The organism is Rhodanobacter sp. DHB23 (genome assembly GCF_014842975.1).
Classification (GTDB): domain Bacteria; phylum Pseudomonadota; class Gammaproteobacteria; order Xanthomonadales; family Rhodanobacteraceae; genus Rhodanobacter_A.
On sequence record NZ_JACYXK010000028.1, the window covers coordinates 470005 to 487560 of the forward strand.

At 68.1% G+C, this 17556-nt stretch carries 15 protein-coding genes; 2 read left to right on the plus strand and 13 right to left on the minus strand.

Annotation, left to right across the window (positions count from 1 at the left end):
- The first annotated feature begins 14 nt into the window (after window positions 1–14).
- On the plus strand, window positions 15–467 hold the full coding sequence (locus tag IHE47_RS14055; protein WP_192106871.1) for a hypothetical protein: 453 nt from the start codon (window positions 15–17) through the stop codon (window positions 465–467).
- Between the two features lie 244 nt (window positions 468–711).
- Entirely contained in the window at window positions 712–1125 is a 414-nt protein-coding gene (locus IHE47_RS14060; protein ID WP_192106872.1) for a DoxX family protein, read from the plus strand.
- 30 nt (window positions 1126–1155) lie between these two features.
- On the opposite strand, the gene IHE47_RS14065 is transcribed toward IHE47_RS14060, so the two are convergent.
- The 13 genes from IHE47_RS14065 to pnp all read right to left on the minus strand — a co-directional run bounded on the left by IHE47_RS14065 (window position 1156) and on the right by pnp (window position 17468).
- Window positions 1156–3507 carry a TonB-dependent receptor gene (locus tag IHE47_RS14065; protein ID WP_192106874.1) on the minus strand — a complete coding sequence of 784 codons (2352 nt, stop codon included), beginning with the start codon at window positions 3505–3507 and terminating at the stop codon, window positions 1156–1158.
- A 160-nt stretch (window positions 3508–3667) separates the two neighbouring features.
- Window positions 3668–4423: a sel1 repeat family protein gene (locus tag IHE47_RS14070; RefSeq protein WP_192106876.1), complete on the minus strand. Its 756-nt coding sequence runs from the start codon at window positions 4421–4423 to the stop codon at window positions 3668–3670.
- Between the two features lie 215 nt (window positions 4424–4638).
- Complete coding sequence (locus IHE47_RS14075; protein WP_192107222.1) at window positions 4639–5643, minus strand: FecR domain-containing protein; 1005 nt, start codon at window positions 5641–5643, stop codon at window positions 4639–4641.
- On the minus strand, window positions 5643–6206 hold the full coding sequence (locus tag IHE47_RS14080) for a sigma-70 family RNA polymerase sigma factor (RefSeq protein ID WP_192106878.1): 564 nt from the start codon (window positions 6204–6206) through the stop codon (window positions 5643–5645). Before IHE47_RS14080 ends, IHE47_RS14075 begins: the two co-directional genes overlap by 1 nt.
- Entirely contained in the window at window positions 6203–7168 is a 966-nt protein-coding gene (locus IHE47_RS14085; protein ID WP_192106880.1) for a DUF535 family protein, read from the minus strand. The genes IHE47_RS14080 and IHE47_RS14085 overlap by 4 nt, the downstream gene beginning before the upstream one ends.
- 234 nt (window positions 7169–7402) lie before the next feature.
- Complete coding sequence (gene gyrA, locus IHE47_RS14090) at window positions 7403–10078, minus strand: DNA gyrase subunit A (protein ID WP_192106882.1); 2676 nt, start codon at window positions 10076–10078, stop codon at window positions 7403–7405.
- Window positions 10079–10239: 161 nt separating this feature from the next.
- Entirely contained in the window at window positions 10240–10650 is a 411-nt protein-coding gene (locus tag IHE47_RS14095; protein WP_192106884.1) for a GtrA family protein, read from the minus strand.
- Window positions 10647–11660, minus strand: coding sequence for an S-methyl-5-thioribose-1-phosphate isomerase (gene mtnA / locus IHE47_RS14100; protein ID WP_192106886.1), 1014 nt, complete (start codon window positions 11658–11660; stop codon window positions 10647–10649). The genes IHE47_RS14095 and mtnA overlap by 4 nt, the downstream gene beginning before the upstream one ends.
- A 165-nt stretch (window positions 11661–11825) precedes the next feature.
- A complete protein-coding gene (locus IHE47_RS14105) occupies window positions 11826–12011 on the minus strand; it encodes a PspC domain-containing protein (protein ID WP_192106888.1) in 186 nt (61 codons plus the stop codon).
- Window positions 12012–12027: 16 nt separating this feature from the next.
- Window positions 12028–13095, minus strand: coding sequence for a class III poly(R)-hydroxyalkanoic acid synthase subunit PhaC (gene phaC / locus IHE47_RS14110; protein ID WP_192106890.1), 1068 nt, complete (start codon window positions 13093–13095; stop codon window positions 12028–12030).
- A 13-nt stretch (window positions 13096–13108) separates the two neighbouring features.
- Window positions 13109–14098, minus strand: a complete 990-nt coding sequence (locus tag IHE47_RS14115) for a poly(R)-hydroxyalkanoic acid synthase subunit PhaE (protein ID WP_192106892.1) — start codon at window positions 14096–14098, stop codon at window positions 13109–13111.
- A gap of 62 nt (window positions 14099–14160) precedes the next feature.
- A complete protein-coding gene (locus IHE47_RS14120; protein WP_192106894.1) occupies window positions 14161–15165 on the minus strand; it encodes a glycosyltransferase family 2 protein in 1005 nt (334 codons plus the stop codon).
- A gap of 206 nt (window positions 15166–15371) precedes the next feature.
- Entirely contained in the window at window positions 15372–17468 is a 2097-nt protein-coding gene (gene pnp / locus IHE47_RS14125; protein ID WP_192106896.1) for a polyribonucleotide nucleotidyltransferase, read from the minus strand.
- Window positions 17469–17556: the final 88 nt, after the last annotated feature.

A 17556-nucleotide genomic window follows, 5' to 3' on the forward strand; every position in this document is an offset into this window, starting at 1 on the left:
CCCCGGAGCACTCCATGAAACCGAGCGCGCGATCCGCCGCCCGCCATGTCCGCGCAACAGCGTTCGCCCTGCTGCTGTCCCTCGCCGCCTGCGCGCCGGGTTCCGCCGCCCATGCCGATCCTGGCGATTTCCAGGCCATGCCCGGCTTGTGGAAGATCACCCTGCGCACCGTCACGAACGGCCATGCCGCCCCTGCGCAGGTGAAATGGAAATGCCTCTACGACGGCGGCGACCCGTGGGCGACCTTCGTGGACGCGATGGCGCCCGACGCCGGTTGCCGGCGCAGCGACGAACACCGCGCCAGCACCGCGCTGGCATGGCAGGTCCATTGCGGTGCGCGCCCGGGCCGGGGGCGCATCGCGCTCGACTCGTCCCAGCACTACACCGGCAACGTGACGCTGGACGCACACGAGGTACTGCGCATCGAAGGTGCGCGCGTTGCCGCCTGCACCAGTCCCAGCGACTGAGCGCGGCGGCCGGCAGGACAGGCGGCGCCATGGGCAAGCCTGACCGGACAGACCATGCCCGGCACCAAACGCATGCCGTCGGCGACGCACCTGCAGAACCGGCAACGGCAAGCCCTCCCCCGCCGACCGCACGCCCCGCGCGAACGCGCCGGACGGCCCGCTGTATAGTCGGCCGCGTCACGCCGATGACCGGGCCGATCGCGGCTGCGGCCCGCCATGCCATCCATCGTCCGAGGGGAACCCCATGCGATACGCATTGTTCGAGCGCCAGCGGGACGCGTTGCTGCTCGTCGCCCGCATCCTGCTGATGCTGCTGTTCGTGCTGTTCGGCCTGAGCAAGCTCGCCGACTACGCCGGCACCAGCGCCTACATGGCGGCCGAGGGCCTGCCACTGCCCGCGCTGGCCGCGGTCGTGGTCATCGTGATGGAGTTCTTCGTGGGCCTGGCGATCGTGCTCGGCTTCTGGACGCGGCCGCTGGCCCTGCTGCTGGCCGTGTACACGCTGGGCACGGCGCTGGTCGCGCACCACTACTGGAGCATGGCCGGCGCCGAGCGCATGGCCAACATGATCAACTTCTACAAGAACATCTCGATCATCGGCGGCCTGTTGCTGCTGTGCCTCACCGGCCCGGGCAGGTATTCGATCGACCGCCGCTAGGCGCCGCGCATGGCGGGCGCCGCGCGGGATTCAAAGATCCCGGCTGCCGCTCAGCAGCACGCTGCGTCCGCGATGCAGCGGCACGAAGGTTTCGTCGAATTCGACGTCGTGCAGGTCGCGGTCGAACAGGTTGCGCACGCCCAGGGTGACGCTCCAGCGCGCGCCCTGCCATGACACGTTCGCGTCCGCCTGCACCTGGCCCGGTATGGCGAAGTACGCCGAACCGTCCGACAGCACGCTGCGGCTGGCACTGCGCGCCAGCAGGCCCCCGGCCACGCCCCAGCCGCGCAGCGGGCCGCCCTGCAGGCGATAGCTGGCCCACAGGTTGAAATGCTGCCGCGGCATGCCGAGGGGCGGCGTGCCGTCGTGATTGTTCACCAGGGCGTTGCTGTAGGCCGTGCTCAGGTTCAGCCCGGGCGCCAGCCTGCCGTTGAATTCCACCTCGACGCCGCGGTTGGTCTGCCCGGGGCCGGGGATGCCGTAATACGGCGGACGCGGCGAACTGATGTCGTTGCTGTGGTCGAGCATGGTGCGGTAGGCCGCCACGGTGAGCATGGCGCGCTGGTCGAACAGCATCAGCTTGGTGCCCGTCTCCAGCTGGCGCGAACGCGATGGCAGCAGCGGCTGGCCGTCCTTGCCCAGCACTTCGTTGGCCTGGAAGCCGCTGTCGGCGCTGGCGTACAGCGACAGCAGCGGCGTGAGCTTGTACAGCACGCCGGCGTTGGGCACCCACTGCGACTTGTGCGCCGTCACCGGATTGCCGGCGGCATCCAGCGTGGTGAGTTCGTAGGTCGTGCGCCGCAAGGCCAGCAACACGTTCCAGCGCCCGCCCAAGGCCATCTGGTCCTGCAGGAACAGCGCGTGGTCGGTCGTCCACGGGCTGGAAGCCGCATGCAGGTCGACGACGTTGCCCGTCGCGATCACGGAGGACACCGACGGCAGCGGCGGACTGCTGTAGAGGTTGTAGCTGGACAGCGACGGGAAGCCGAACATGTCGTCCACGCTGCCGGACAAGGCGCGCGAGTAGTCGAAGCCGGCGACCAGCACGTGGCTGACCAGCCCGCCGTCGAACCGGCCCACCACGTCGTTCTGCAGGGTGTAGAACGCATCGTCGTATCGATACCGTTCGGCGGCCAGCAGGCCGACGTCGCCGTTCGGCGAGAAATCGGCCAGGTCCCATTCCTGCACGCTGGAATCCTGGCGCACGTACTGGCCGCGGCTGCGGAACGTCCAGACATCGTCGAAGCGGTGTTCGAACGCATACGACAGGCGGGTGGTGCGGAACAGCGAATGGTCGCCGGGATTGCCGGTCATCAGGCCCGGCGACGTCTCGCTGGACAGGCTGTCGCCCAGCATCACCGCGTAATCGGGAATCGGCTCGTGCCGCACGATGCGCTCCACCGACACCACCAGCTTGTTGGCCCCGCGCTGCCAGCCGATGGAGGGCGCCAGGTAGACGTTGCGCTGGCCGCGCCGGCCCTGTCGGGTCTGGTCCGCGTATTCGGCGGAGGCCACCAGGCGATACGTCCACTCGCCCCCCTTGCCCAGCGGCCCGCCCAGGTCGACGCCCAGCTGGCTGCCGCCGTACTGGCCCATGGAAAAATAGAGCCTGTGCACGGGGGTGGCCGTCGGCTGCTTCATCACGAGGTTGATGAGGCCGCCGAAATTGTTGCTGACCGAGGCGTCGCCGATGATCGCCTGCGGCCCCTTCAGCACCTCCACGTGGTCGATGCCGATCAGCGGCGGGAAATCGCCGTAGGACACGATGCTGTTGGGCAGCCCGTCGACCATGCCGTTGCCCACCTCGAAGCCGCGCACCAGGAACACCGGCAACGCGTCCGCGCCATCCAGGAACAGCACGCCGGCCACGTTGCGCACGGCATCGGCCACGCTGCTCGCCTGCTGCGAGTCAAGCAGCGCATGCGGCACCTCGCTCACCGAGGCCGGCAATTCGAGCAGGTCGGTATCGACGCGCGTGGCGCCGCCGCCGACGTCCACCAGGTAATCGCCCTGGTCGACCTCGCCGGTGGCGACCACCGGCGCCAGTTGCCGCACGGCGGGCCGCGCGGCGGGTGCCATGGCGGCCTTCGACGCGGCAGGCAACGGCTTCACCACCACCGTCGCGGCATCGACGAAGCTGTAGGTCAGCCCCGTGCCCTGCAACAACTGCCCAAGCGCGGCCGCCGCCGTGCAGTCGGCGTCGACGCCATGCGAACGCACCGGGTCGACCCGGCCGCCCGCCGTGAGCACCTGCATGTCCGCCTGCCGGCCGAATGCGATCAGCGCGGTGGAAAGCGACTGCGGCGGTATCGCGAAATGCAGGGTGGCCGCCGCATCGGCGGCACGGCACGGCGCGACCGCAGCCGCGATGGCAGCCACCATTGGCAGCAGGCCCAACCGCCTCATGGCATCCACTTGCCCCCGGTAAAAGCGGCAAGTTTGGCATGCGGATGGGGGGAAGTGTGGGGCAGCCCGCAACGCGCGGCCACGGCGACGGCGCGCCGCGCCCCGCCCGCCGGGAATCACACGCCGCCGCCCCTGCTCAGGGCTGGCCCGCGGCAGGCTCCTGGCCGCGGTTTCCGGCCTTCGCCGGCACGGCTTTCTGCAACGAGCCTACGGTGACCGTGCCCGACCACGCCGCATCCCTGGTGGCGAAATAGTGCCTGGGGTTCCAGAACCAGTCCGCGTACAGCTTGTCGCAATCCCTTGCATCGCCGCCCGCGCACTGGCCGCCGCCGGTCGATGTATACACGGCCACGTCCTGGTGGGGCCGCAGACCGCCGGCGGACATGTCGGCAAGGCTGTCGCGCATCGCCTGCTCCAGGCGCAACTTCGCCACGGGATCGCCGTATTGCGCGTACAGCGCCTGCTCCTGCTGCGTGGCCTGCCTGCGCTGGTCCGCATCCAGTTGCCCCCATATGGCATCGCGCGTCGCCATGAATTGCGGATAGTTCCGTTCCGCGGCCAGCGCGACCCATGCATAAGCCATGACCGGGCTCCTGGGCACGCCCTGTCCCTCCAGGTACATCAGGCCGATGCTCAGCTGCGAGGGCTTGTCGGCATAGCGGGCGGCAAGCCGGAAGTAATGCATCGCGCCGCGGTAGTCCCCCACCACGAAGCGATGCATGCCGTCGAATTCGTAATAGAGATCCGGATGTCCCGTCGTGTAGGTCTTGTCCAGGACGGACAACGCCTGCCGCGGGGACTCCGGTGCCTTGCCGGCGCCGTCCTGTGCCAGCACGCACGCGGCGAAGGAAAGGGGAAGCAATGCCGCCATCAAGACGAATCGCGGTGCCATGGTGGCCTCCGGCTCATTCAACGTCCTGCGGAACGCCACGCGGCCATCCGGATGCCGCGTGAACCAACACCCATGTTGCCCCGCCAAGGTACATCCGTTGCGCATGGCGCGCACGTGCCATCCGGTGTTTTTCCGCAGGGAGCCGAGCTGCCTGGACGGCGTCGCGGTACGCCTGGCCTGCACCGGCCTTCGCTGGCCGCCCCCTGTGCCTGCCATCAATGCCGCTGCGTGGCAGCCGTGTTCGCGGACAGCGTCACCGCATGCTCGCCCATCGCCACCTGCAGCGGGAACACCTGCGGCAAGGCGCGCAGCCAGCCGTCGATATCGTCGGCATGGACCGTGCCGGTGAAGCTGAGCCCGGCCAGGTCGGCACCCTCCAGCCGCACGGGCCTGTCGCTGTAGCGGTTGACGCTGGCGAGCACCACGGCCAGCGGCTCGTCGACGAATTCCAGGCGGTTACCGCGCCAGCCGGCGGCCTGTTCCGGCGTGGTCGTGCCCAGGCTCAGGGCATGCGTGGCCGCATTCCAGACCACGCGCTGCTCGGCGCCGGCATCCAGCGTGTTCGCTGCATCGCCTGCGGCGGCCACCCGCACCTGCCCTTCGGTCACCGCCACCGCCACTTCGCCACCGCTGCGGCGCACGTCGAAGGCGGTGCCGATGTCATGTACCGTGATGCCGCCGGCGACGACCTCGAAGGGATGCCGCGCATCGTGCTTCACCTGGAAGTACGCCTCGCCTGCTTCCAGCGTCGCCAGGCGCTGGCCCGCCGTGAAACGCACGCTCAGGCGGCTGGCGCCACCCAGTGCCACCCTGCTGCCATCCGCGAGCACGATGTCGCGATTCTGCCCGGTGCTGCTCGCATACGTCGCCTGCACCACGGCATTGCCGGCGACGCGTCCCCACCACAGCAGGCAACCGCCGGCGACGAGCAGCGCCGCCACGCTGGCCGCCGCGGCCATCGGCAGCCAGCGCCGGTGCGGCGCGGCGACGGGCGCGAATTCGCCCAGCAGCTGGCGGCGCGCGGTGGCATCCAGTCGGCCCAGCCGTGCGCCGAAGGCGCTGACGTACTCGAAGGCGGCCAGGTGGCGCTCGTCCCGTGCCGTCCAGTCCAGCCATTGCTCCACGCTCGCCTCGGCGCCGCGCGGGTCGCGCAGGCGCGTCCACCAGTCGGCGGCGGCCAGCAGCATGGGTTCATCGAAGGGTTGCTGGGTGTTGGCCATCACGGCATCTCCCGTTCTTCCACCACGCGCGCGCGGCAATGTGCCAGCGCGCGGGTGACGTGGTAGCGCACCATGCGTGCGCTGAGGTTCATGGTTTGCGCGATCGCGTCGAAGTCGCGCCCTTCGAGCACGTGCAGCACGAACGCCTGGCTGGTCTTGGCCGGCAGTTCGCGCAACGCCACCTGCAGTTCGCGCCATTGTTCGGACGCCATCGCATGGCGCTCCGGTACCGGCGCGAGATGCAGTTCCGGCATGGGCTCCGGCACTTCCTCGATGGGCGGCACGTCGCGCAGCTTGCGCATGCGCAGGCGGTCTACCGCGAGGTTGGCCGCGATGCGGAACAGGAAGGCACGCGGCGAATCGGCCTGCTGCTGCCCCAGGCGCTCCAGCGCGAGCATGCGCAGGAAGGACTCCTGCGCCAGCTCCTGCGCGTCGGCCAGCGAGCCCAGCCTGCATTGCAGGAACGCGACCAGCGCACGGTTGTGCTCGCGGAACAGGGCCGCGACGCCGGTTTCATGGCCAGGCGCTGCCAGGGTGTCGATGCTGTCTTGCGGCTGGTTCATGACGCTTTTGCGTACGCCCCCTGCAACCGGTGGTCGAAGCCTGGCATGTCGACGGGATGCCCATGCCCGCACCGATGCCCTGGCAGCGCGCCCAGCGCATCGATCAGCAGGCGCTCGGCTTCCATGCGCAGGGCTTCGCGCTTGCGGAACGCGGAACGATGCCGGCTGGGCACGTCCGCCTCGGTCCTGGGCTGCGCTCGCAGCGGCAGCTCGTACCAGCCGTCGCCGTTGGTCCTGCCCTGCTGCTCGCTCCAGTAGGCATCGTAATCCGCCACGAAGCGGCGGCGCGGATTGCGCAGGGGATGGCCCAGGTTGCCGACTGCCAGCAACCGCGGCATCCCCCAATGCCGCGCCAGCGCACGGACCAGCGCCAGCATCAGGCAGCGCGGGCGCAAGCCATGCAGGTTGCGCGTCAGTTCGCGCACGGTTTCCCGCGCGGCGGCGCCGACCGGCCCCTGGATGCAGCCAATGGCCAGGGTGCCCTCGCCGATGGCCGTGACCACGATGCTGTACAGCGGATTGCCGAGTTCGTCGCCGAGCTGGATGCACAGCTCGCCCTCGCAACCGAGGAAGATCGGCGGCCGCAGGCTCAGGATCAGCCGACCGCCGTCCTTCAGGGTCAGCAGGCCCAGCGGCGCGGCACCTTCCACGTACACCGCGCGGAACAACGGCGCCGGCATCGCCGCGAGCACATGGCGGTAATGCCAGTGGATCGCCCGGAGGCGCTGGCCGCGGTGCCAGCCGCGGTGGAGGTAGCGATGCAGGTGGCGTTCCAGCATGCGCGGATCGCGGCGGCGGAATGCCTGCAACGCCGGCTCCCGCTCGACGAAGGCCAGGAAACCCGCCTGCTGGCGGAACATGGCCAGGCAGCGGGCGACGTACTTGGCCGCCATGAACATGCGCTTGTCCGCGTCGCCATGCCAGTCGTGGCGGCCACGCAGCGAGCGCAGCAGGTATCCCATGGCCCGGGGCACCGGCATTCCATTGCCGCGCCATGCCGCCGGCCGTCCGGGCCGCGGGATGGTGCGCAGGATGTGCTGCATTTCGTTCAAGGTCGTCGTCCCGCATCGAGCGTTCGCAAGCAAGACGTTTGTGGCCCGGGAAATTGAAACGACGACGCGGAGGGGCGGATGCCGGATGCGAAAAGCCCCGGACAGGACCGGGGCTTTCCGTCGCATGGCTGCGCCAGGCGGGGATCAGGCCTCGCCTGGGCCCGTTTCCGGCACCGCGTCCCCCTCGGACGCCGGCTCTTCGCCGTTGCCTTCCTCGGCATCCAGGCGCACCACGCTGACCAGCGATTCCTCGGCCGGCAGGCGGATCAGGGTGACGCCCTGCGCGATGCGGCCGACCTTGGCGATTTCCGCGGCGCGCGTGCGCACCAGGGTGCCCTGGTCGGAGATCAGCATGATCTCGTGCGTCTCGTCGAGGGACACGACGCCGACCAGGTTGCCGTTGCGCTCGGAACACTGGATGCCGATGACGCCCTGGATGCCGCGGCCCTTGCGCGGATACTTCGACAGCGGCGTGCGCTTGCCGTAGCCGCGCGCGGTTGCGGTAAGCACGTAGGTCTCCGACGGCGACGCGGATTCGCCGGCCAGATCCTCGGCCTCGTCCGCCTCGCCTGCCTCGTCGTCGCTGCCGGCCTGCTCGGCCGCATGCTCCACCACCAGCAGGGACACGACCTGCGCCCCCTCGGCAAGGCGGATGCCGCGCACGCCCGTGGCGGTGCGGCCCATCACGCGCACCTCGCCCTCGGCGAAACGCACGGCGCGGCCGTTGGAGGCGAACAGCATCACGTCGTTGTTGCCGTCGGTGAGTTCGACGTTGACCAGCGCGTCGCCCTCGTCGAGGTTGATCGCGATCTTGCCCTTCTGCAGCTGGAACGCGAATTCGCTGAGCGGCGTCTTCTTCACCGTGCCCTGCCGGGTGGCGAAGAACACGTAACGGTCCTCGCCGTATTCGCGCACCGGCAGCACGGCCTGCACCTTCTCGCCCGCGGCCAGCGGCAGCAGGTTGATGATGGGCTTGCCGCGCGCGCCCGCGCCCGCCTCCGGGATCTGGTAGACCTTGAGCCAGTACACGCGGCCGGTGCTGGTGAAGGTGAGCAGGGTGTCGTGGGTGTTCACCACCCACAGGCGCTCGACGAAATCCTCGTCCTTCAGCGCGGAGGCGGAACGGCCCTTGCCGCCGCGGCGTTGCGCGCGGTAGGTGCTGGCCGGCTGGCGCTTGATGTAGCCGCTGTGCGACAGCGTGACCACCATGTCTTCCGGCGCGATCAGGTCGAGGACGTTGAGGTCCTCCTGCGAATGCTGGATCTCGGTGCGGCGCGCGTCGCCGAATTCGTTCTTGACCGTCTCCAGTTCCTCGCGGATCACCGCGAGCAGGCGCTCCGGGTTCTCCAGGATCTCGATCAGGCCGCGGATGGTTTCCAGGATCTCGCGGTATTCGTCGGACAGCTTCTCCTGCTCCAGCCCGGTCAGGCGGTGCAGGCGCATGGCGAGGATTTCCTGCGCCTGCACCTCGGAAAGCTGGTAGCCCTCGGCCTTGAGGCCGTCGCGCGGGTCCATGTCCTCCGGCCGCGAAGCCTCCGCACCGGAAGCGGCAAGCAGCGCGCCCACCATGCCGGGCTGCCACTTGCGCGCCAGCATGCGCTCGCGCGCCTCGGCCGGCGAGGCCGAGGTCCGGATCAGCTCGATCATCTCGTCGATGTTGGCCAGCGCGACGGTGAGGCCTTCCAGGATGTGCGCGCGGGCGCGCGCCTTGCGCAGCTCGAAGATGGTGCGGCGGGTCACCACCTCGCGGCGGTGGCGGATGAAGGCCTCGAGGATGTCCTTGAGGTTGAGCAGGCGCGGCTGGCCGTCCAGCAGCGCCACCATGTTGATGCCGAAGGTGACCTGCAGCTGGGTCTGCTGGAACAGGTTGTTGAGCACCACGTCGGCCATCGCGTCCTTGCGGATTTCGATGACCACGCGCATGCCGTCCTTGTCGGACTCGTCGCGCAGCTCGCTGATGCCCTCGATCTTCTTTTCCTTGACCAGCTCGGCGATCTTCTCGATCAGCCGCGCCTTGTTCACCTGGTACGGCAGCTCGTGGACGAGGATGGTCTCGCGGCCGTTGCTCTCGGTCTCGATCTCGGTCCTGGCGCGCACCAGGATGCGGCCGCGGCCGGTGCGGTACGCTTCGACGATGCCGGAGGAGCCGTTGATGATGCCGGCGGTGGGGAAATCCGGGCCGGGGACGTAGTGCATCAGGTCGTCGACCGAGAGCGCTGGCTCGTCGATCAGCGCGATGGTCGCGGCGATGACCTCGTTGAGGTTGTGCGGCGGCACGTTGGTGGCCATGCCCACCGCGATGCCGGCCGAGCCGTTCACCAGCAGGTTCGGCACGCGGGTCGGCAGCACCAGCGGCTCGTGCTCGCTCTCGTCGTAGTTCGGGCCGAAGTCGACGGTTTCCTTGTCGATGTCGGCCAGCAGCTCGTGCGTGAGGCGCGCCATGCGCACCTCGGTGTAACGCATCGCCGCCGCGTTGTCGCCGTCGACCGAGCCGAAGTTGCCCTGGCCGTCGACCAGCATGTAGCGCAGCGAGAACGGCTGCGCCATGCGCACGATCGCGTCGTAGACCGAGGCATCGCCGTGCGGGTGGTATTTACCGATCACGTCGCCCACCACGCGGGCCGACTTCTTGTAGGGCTTGTTCCAGGCGTTGCCCAATTCGTTCATCGCGAACAGCACGCGGCGATGCACCGGCTTCAGGCCGTCGCGCACGTCCGGCAGCGCGCGGCCCACGATCACGCTCATGGCGTAGTCGAGATAGCTCTGGCGCATCTCGTCTTCGATGTTGACGCGAATGACTTCTTTGGCGAGTTCTGCCATTGAGTGGCTTCCCTGGAGGACTGAAAGGAGCGCGAAACAAGTGCGGCACGAAGCGCGCCGGAGGCGCTGTCACGTGCTGCGACTAAGCCTCTCGCGCAATCTCGGGATCATAGCACAGACGCGCATTTCGACCAAGCAAAACGCGCTTTGAATTCAAACACTTACGCCTGCGTCCTGGGCTTCTTGTAAAGCATCGCGCGGGCACTGGCGTAATTGACCACCGCAGCCACGGCGGAGCCCACCGCAACGGCCAGCACGGGCCAGCGGTGCCAGGACGGGAACAGCAGCAGGCTGCCGGCGTAGGCGGCGTAATTGACTGCGGCGCCGAAGCCCATCAGGGCCATCCAGTGCAGCCATTCGCCCAGCAGCGAACGGCCGCTGGAACGCGCCGCAAACGTGCGGCTGCGGTTCCACCACCAGGTCGCCGTGGCGGCAACGAGGAAAGCGAAGACCTGTGCGACGTACGGATTGGCGCCGAGCATCGACACCAGCATCTGCAGGATGGCGGCATCGACCACGAAGCCGATGGCGCCGCCGACCGCGAACAAGATGATTTCGCGGCTCGGCTTCATGCAGCGAACATCGCGCGCATCGTGGCTTCGGTCGGGCGCTCGATCACGCCGCGCTCGGTGACGATGGCATCGATCAGGCCGGCCGGCGTGACGTCGAACACCGGGTTCCAGGCCTCGGCGCCGTCCACCACCACGCGCTTGCCGCCGATGGCGAGCAGTTCCGCCGGATCGCGCAATTCGATCTCGATGTGCTCGCCCGAGGCGGTGGCCATGTCCACCGTGGACGACGGCGCGGCCACCATGAACTTCACGCCGTGGTGCTTCGCCACGATGGCGAGCTGGTAGGTGCCGATCTTGTTCGCGGTGTCGCCGTTCGCGGCGATGCGGTCGGCGCCCACGATCACCCACTGCACCGCGCCCGACTTCATCAGGTGCGCGGCGGCCGAATCGGCGATCAGTTTCGCGGGAATGCCGTCGCGCACCAGCTCGTACATGGTCAGGCGCGCGCCCTGCTGCCACGGCCGCGTCTCGCCGGCGAACACGTTCGCGATGCGCCCCTGCGCCACACCCGCGCGGATCACGCCCAGGGCGGTGCCGAAACCCGCCGTGGCCAGCGAGCCGGTGTTGCAATGGGTGAGCACGCCCGAACCTGGCGCGATCAATGCGGCGCCGAGGCTGCCCATGTGGCGGTTGGCGGCCAGGTCCTCGTCCTGGATCGCCTGCGCTTCGCGTTCGAGAACCTGCGTATCCGCCCCGGCGGCGATGCACGCCTTCATGCGGTCCAGCGCCCACATCAGGTTCACCGCGGTCGGCCGCGCCGCGCGCAGTTGCGCCAGCGCGGCGTCGAGCGGCGCGCCCTGCTGCGCGGCCAGCACCACGCCCCAGGCCGCGGCGATGCCGATGGCGGGCGCACCGCGCACGGCGAGGTCCCTGATCGCCTGCGTCACCGCGGCGGGATCGCGGCAATCGATCCAGCGCTCCTCCTGCGGAAGCAGGCGCTGGTCGAGCAAACGGAGGTGGTCGCCGCGCCATTGCACGGCGCGGACGCGGTCGTAGCGGTCGTAATCCATGGGGAGCTTCGTGAGTTGAAACGTGAAAGTCAGGGTAAGGTCTGATTAACCGGTTTCGCGCTCGTCATTCCGGCGCAAGCCGGAATCCAGTGCCTTTGCTTTCTAAGGAATTGAAGGCACTGGATCCCAGCTTTCGCTGGGATGACAAACAAAACCAGAGAATCCTCAGGGCGATTCCGGCATCACCAGCCACAGGATCAGGTAGATCAGGATGCCCGATCCGCCCAGCAGGGTGAGGACGATCCACGCCACCCGCACCAGGGTCGGATCCCAGCCGAGGTATTCGGCGATGCCGCCGCACACGCCGGCCAGCGTGCGGTTCTGGCGGGAACGGTAGAGACGCTTTTCCATGGAGGCTCCTGTCGGGTCAGTCGCGCGCGCGCAGCCACTGGTGGATCGCCGGCGGCACCTCGCGCTGCGCGCGACCGGAGACGTAGATGCCGATGTGGCCGCCCTTGAACGCGAGTTCGGTGTAGTCGGTGGTGCCCACGCGGTGCCTCAGGGCACGCGAGGCATCGGGCGGCACCAGGTGGTCCTGCTCGGCGTAGATGTTCAGCACCGGCTGGCTGATCATGCCCAGGTCCACCTCGCGGTCGCCGATGACCAGCCCACCCTTCACCAGCTTGTTGCCCTGGTAGAAATCCTTGATGAACTGGCGGAAGGCTTCGCCGGCCTGGTCGGGCGAGTCGAAGATCCAGCGCTCCATGCGCAGGAAGTTCTCCAGCTCCGCGGGCTTGTCGAGGATGTCCACCAGGCCCACGTATTTCTGCTGGTTCAGGCGCACCGGCTTCAGCGTGAGGTAGACCCAGTTCATCAGCGTCGCCGGCACGTTGCCCAGTGTGTCGACGAACAGGTCGGCGTCCATCGCGCGGCACCAGTGCGAAAGCATGTTGTCCGGCGTCTGGAAGTCCACCGGCGTCACCATGGTGACCAGGTTCTTCACCTTGTCCGGATGCATCGCGCTGTAGCACAGCGAGAATGCGCCGCCCTGGCAGATGCCGAGCAGGTTGACCGCGTCCAGGCCGTGGCGTTCGCGCAGCGCGTCCACGCAGCGGTCGAGGTAGCCGTTGAGGTAGTCGTCCAGCGTCAGCCAGCGGTCGGCGCCGTCGGGATAGCCCCAGTCGATGAGATAGACGTCCTCGCCCTGCGCGAGCAGGTTGCGCACCAGCGAGCGGTCGGCCTGCAGGTCGGTCATCCACACCGTGTTGACCAGCGCATAGACGATCAGCGTGGGCGTGCGCGTGGTGGGCGCGCGGTCGCCCTTCATGTGCCACAGCTTGAGCTTGTCCTCGGCATGCACCAGTTCGCGCGGCGTGTTGGCGTAGACGGGTTCGCTCATGCCGCGCAGATGGCCCATGCCGGCGCCAAGCCGGCGCTGGAACTCGCCGATTTCCTGCATCAGCCGCGTGGGATCGAGATGGAGTGGCATGTCCATGGTGTGCTCCCTGTCAGCGCTTGCGTGGGCGGGTGGCGGAAGCGGCGGGCTTGGCCTTGGCGGCGGCTACGCGCTTGGCGGCGGGCCTGGAAGCCGGCGCCGGTGCCGGCCTGGCGCCAAGCGCGGCAAGCTCGCGTTTCAGCGACGCCACTTCGCGGCGCAGCGCGAGGATCTCGTCCGCGACATCGCCGCTTCCCTGCTTGCGCAACTCGCGGCGCAACTGCTGCAGGCGCTCGCCCAGCGACGAAACCTCCTCGCGGGTCGGCAGGCCCAGCTCCCGGCACCATTGGCCGGTCTGTTTCTGCTGCAGCTGGCGCACGCGCATCTGGCTGTTCACCATCTCGCCGTAGGCCGCGCGGAATTCGTCGGACAGCGCGATCTCGGCGTAGGCATCCTCGGCGGCATCCACCCACAGGTCGTACAGTGCCTTCAGCGATTCGATCGGCGGGCTGGCGGCATCGCGCTGCGCGAGCTTCGCCTGCAGGCGCTCCAGGCCCTGCGTGTTCGCACGCTGGATCAGTTCCTGGTAGCGCGCGTTCGCCTCCAGCGCCGACTGGATCGCGGCCACCAGTTCCTGCTGCTGCATCAGTTGTTCGCGATGCAGGCCGAAGCCCGGCACCGGTCCGCCGCCCGCCGTCGCCGGCATGGCGAAGCCGTTGGCCTGCACCGATTGCAGCCAGGCCTGCCATTGCTGCACGAAGCCTTGCGCCGCGGCATTGTCGATGCCGTTGAAGGCCTGGGTGAACGGCTGGTTGCCGGAACCTGCCCAGGAGCGCAGCAAGGTCTGCCAATCCGCACCGGGCTGGCTGGAACCTGCCGCCGCCACGCCCTGCATCCAGTCGAAACAGCCCTTGAGGCCGGCCAGCGTGCGCTCGAATGCCTCGTTGCCCGGCGGCGGTGGCGCCACGGCGCGCGGGGGCTGCAACTGGCGCAGCCACGCATCCCAGGATTGCTGGGCCAGCACCTGCCAGTCCTTGATGAAATCGCCTGCCTGTCCGTTCATCGCACGCCCTCGTCAGCCGGTTTTCTTATCGTAGCGCCTTGGGCGATCCCGCACGCGCCCGCTCACTCGCCAGGCACCGGTTTCTTCGCATCCCGCTGCCGGTCGAGGGATGCCCGCGACGCGGGCGCGACATCGCTGCCGCCGCCGAGCCTTGCCTCCACGAAATACAACGGGCGGCGCTTGGCCTCCATGTACGTGCGGCCGATGTATTCGCCGATGACACCAAGAGCAAGCAATTGAACGCCGCCCAGGAAGAGGATCACCACCATCAAGGTCGGGTAGCCATGGACGGGGTCGCCCCAGATCGACGCCTTGACGAAAATCCACAAGCCGTACGCGAAGGCCACCAGGGCACTGCATGCGCCCACCCAGCTGGCCATGCGCAGTGGCGCGGTCGAAAAGGAAGTGATTCCTTCGACAGCCAGGTTGGTCAATCGCCAGTAGTTCCACTTGGTCTCGCCCGCCTTGCGGGGATCGCGGTCATACAGCAGGGCGACCTGCCGATAGCCGATCCAGGCGAAGATCCCCTTCATGAATCGTTGTCTTTCCCGAAGCTCCCGCACCGCCTCGACGGCGCGCCGGGACATGAGCCTGAAGTCCCCCGTATCCCGCGGCACGGGCACGTTGGCGAGGCGGTTCATCACCCGGTAGAACGCCGCCGAGGTAGCCCGTTTGGCGACCGTCTCGCCGGCCCGGGAAGACCGGCTGCCGTAGACGACGTCGTAGCCTTCCTCGGCCTTGGCGAGCATGTCCGGGATGAGTTCCGGCGGATCCTGCAGGTCCGCATCGATGACGATGACGGCATCCGCGTCGACGTGATCAAGGCCTGCCGTAAGGGCGGCCTCCTTGCCGAAGTTGCGCGAAAGCCGCAACGCGGTCACCCGCCGATCCTTTTCCGCCAGCGACGCCAGGTGTTGCCAGGTGGCATCGGTACTGCCGTCGTCCACATAGACCACGGTCGCATCGGCGGCCACGCCGACAAGAACCGCCGCGAGCCGTGCATGGAAGACATCGATGACTTCCGCCTCATTGTGCGCGGGAACGACTATGGCAAGAGTTTTGGACATGGCCAGGCACCTTCCGATCCGTTGAAACACGCAACCAGCAACACCATCGAGTCCCGCATCGGGCCACTCCATTTCCGCAGGGCGGGCTTGGACTCTAGCAAAGCGTCATCCGCCCATCCCCTTTCGCCGTCAATGGATACGCAAACGCCCCGCACTTTCGGTGCGGGGCGTTTGCGGGAACACACGGTGCGAGGTGCGGCGGGCGATCAGCCCTCGCCCTCCTCCACCGCCTTCATGGACAGGCGGATGCGGCCCTGCTTGTCCACTTCCAGCACCTTGACCTTGACGATGTCGCCTTCCTTGAGCTTGTCGGAAACCTTCTCGACGCGCTCGTTGGAGATCTGCGACACGTGCACCAGGCCGTCCTTGCCCGGCATGATGGTGACGAACGCGCCGAAGTCCATCAGCTTGGCGACCTTGCCCTCGTAGATGCGGCCCGGCTCGACGTCGGAGACGATCTGCTCGATGCGCTTCTTCGCCGCCTCGCCCGCGTCGCGGTTGACCGAGGCGATGATCACGGTGCCGTCGTCGTTGATGTCGATGGTGGCGCCGGTCTCCTCGGTGATCGAGCGGATGGTGGCGCCGCCCTTGCCGATGACCTCGCGGATCTTGTCCGGGTGGATCTTGATGGTGATCAGGCGCGGCGCGTATTCGCTCATCTCGGTGCGCGCGGTGCTGAGCGCCTTGGCCATCTCGCCGAGGATGTGCAGGCGGCCGCGCTGGGCCTGGGCCAGCGCCACCTTCATGATCTCCTCGGTGATGCCGTCGATCTTGATGTCCATCTGCAGGGCGCTGATGCCCTCGGACGAACCGGCCACCTTGAAGTCCATGTCGCCGAGGTGATCCTCGTCGCCCAGGATGTCGGACAGCACGACGAAGTCGTTGCCTTCCTTCACCAGGCCCATCGCGATGCCGGCCACCGGCGCCTTCAGCGGCACGCCCGCGTCCATCATCGCCAGCGAGGAACCGCACACCGAGGCCATCGACGAGGAACCGTTGGACTCGGTGATTTCCGAGACCACGCGCAGCACGTAGGGGAACGCTTCCATCGACGGCTTGACCGCCTGCACGCCGCGCTTGGCGAGGCGGCCGTGGCCGATCTCGCGACGCTTCGGCGCGCCGAAGCGGCCGGCCTCGCCCACCGAGAACGGCGGGAAGTTGTAGTGGAACAGGAACGGATCCTTCGACTCGCCGGCCGGCGCGTCGATGATCTGCGCGTCGCGCGTGGTGCCGAGGGTGACCACCACCAGCGCCTGCGTCTCGCCGCGGGTGAACAGCGCCGAGCCGTGGGTGCGCGGCAGCACGCCCACGCGTGCGGTGATCGGGCGGATGTCGTCGAGCTGGCGACCGTCGATGCGCTGCTTGGTCTTCAGTACGCCGCTGCGCAGGGTGTTGTACTCGATCTCGGCGAACGCGTTGTTGATCTCGAGATCCGACCAGCCGTGCGAAGCGGCGCTCACGGCGATGCCGGCCTTGATGTCGCTCTTCAGCGCACTGATCGCGTCGCGGCGCTCCAGCTTGTCGCGGATCGCGAAGGCCTTGACCAGGCGGTCGCCGAGGATGCTCTCGATGGCCGAGAACAGGGCATCGTTACGGGTGGGAGCTTCCCACTTGAACGACTTGCGGCCGGCTTCGGCCACGAAGGCGTTGATCGCCTCGATCGCGGTCTGCATCTGCTGGTGGCCGAACACCACCGCGCCGAGCATCACCTCTTCGGAAAGCAGTTCGGCCTCGGATTCCACCATCAGCACCGCACCGGCGGTACCGGCGACGACCAGGTCAAGCTTCGAGCCGGCCAGCTCGGAGGCATCGGGGTTGAGCAGGTACTGGCCGTTGGCGTAACCGACGCGGGCGGCGCCGATCGGGCCCTTGAACGGGATGCCGGCGAGGGTCAGCGCGGCGGAGGCGCCGAGCAGGGCCGGGATGTCGCCATCGACCTCGGGATTCAGCGAAACGACCTGGGCGATGACCTGCACTTCGTTCTTGAACTCTTCCGGGAACAACGGGCGCACCGGGCGATCGATCAGGCGCGAGGTCAGCGTCTCCTTCTCGGTCGGACGGCCTTCGCGCTTGAAGAAGCCACCCGGAATACGGCCGGCGGAGTAGAACTTCTCGACGTAGTCGACGGTGAGCGGGAAGAAGTCCTGCCCGTCCTTCGCCTTCGCCGCGGCCACCGCGGTGACCAGCACCACGGTGCCGCCCATGCTGACCATCACCGCGCCGGACGCCTGGCGGGCGATTTCGCCCGTCTCCAGCGTGACTTGGTGCTTACCGTACTGGAATGACTTGGTTACTTTCGCCACGATGATTTCCTGCCTTTTTGAAGAGCACGACCATGGATGGCCGCCTCTTGATCTTTGCGTTCACGGGCGAACGCAGAACCTTTGGAAA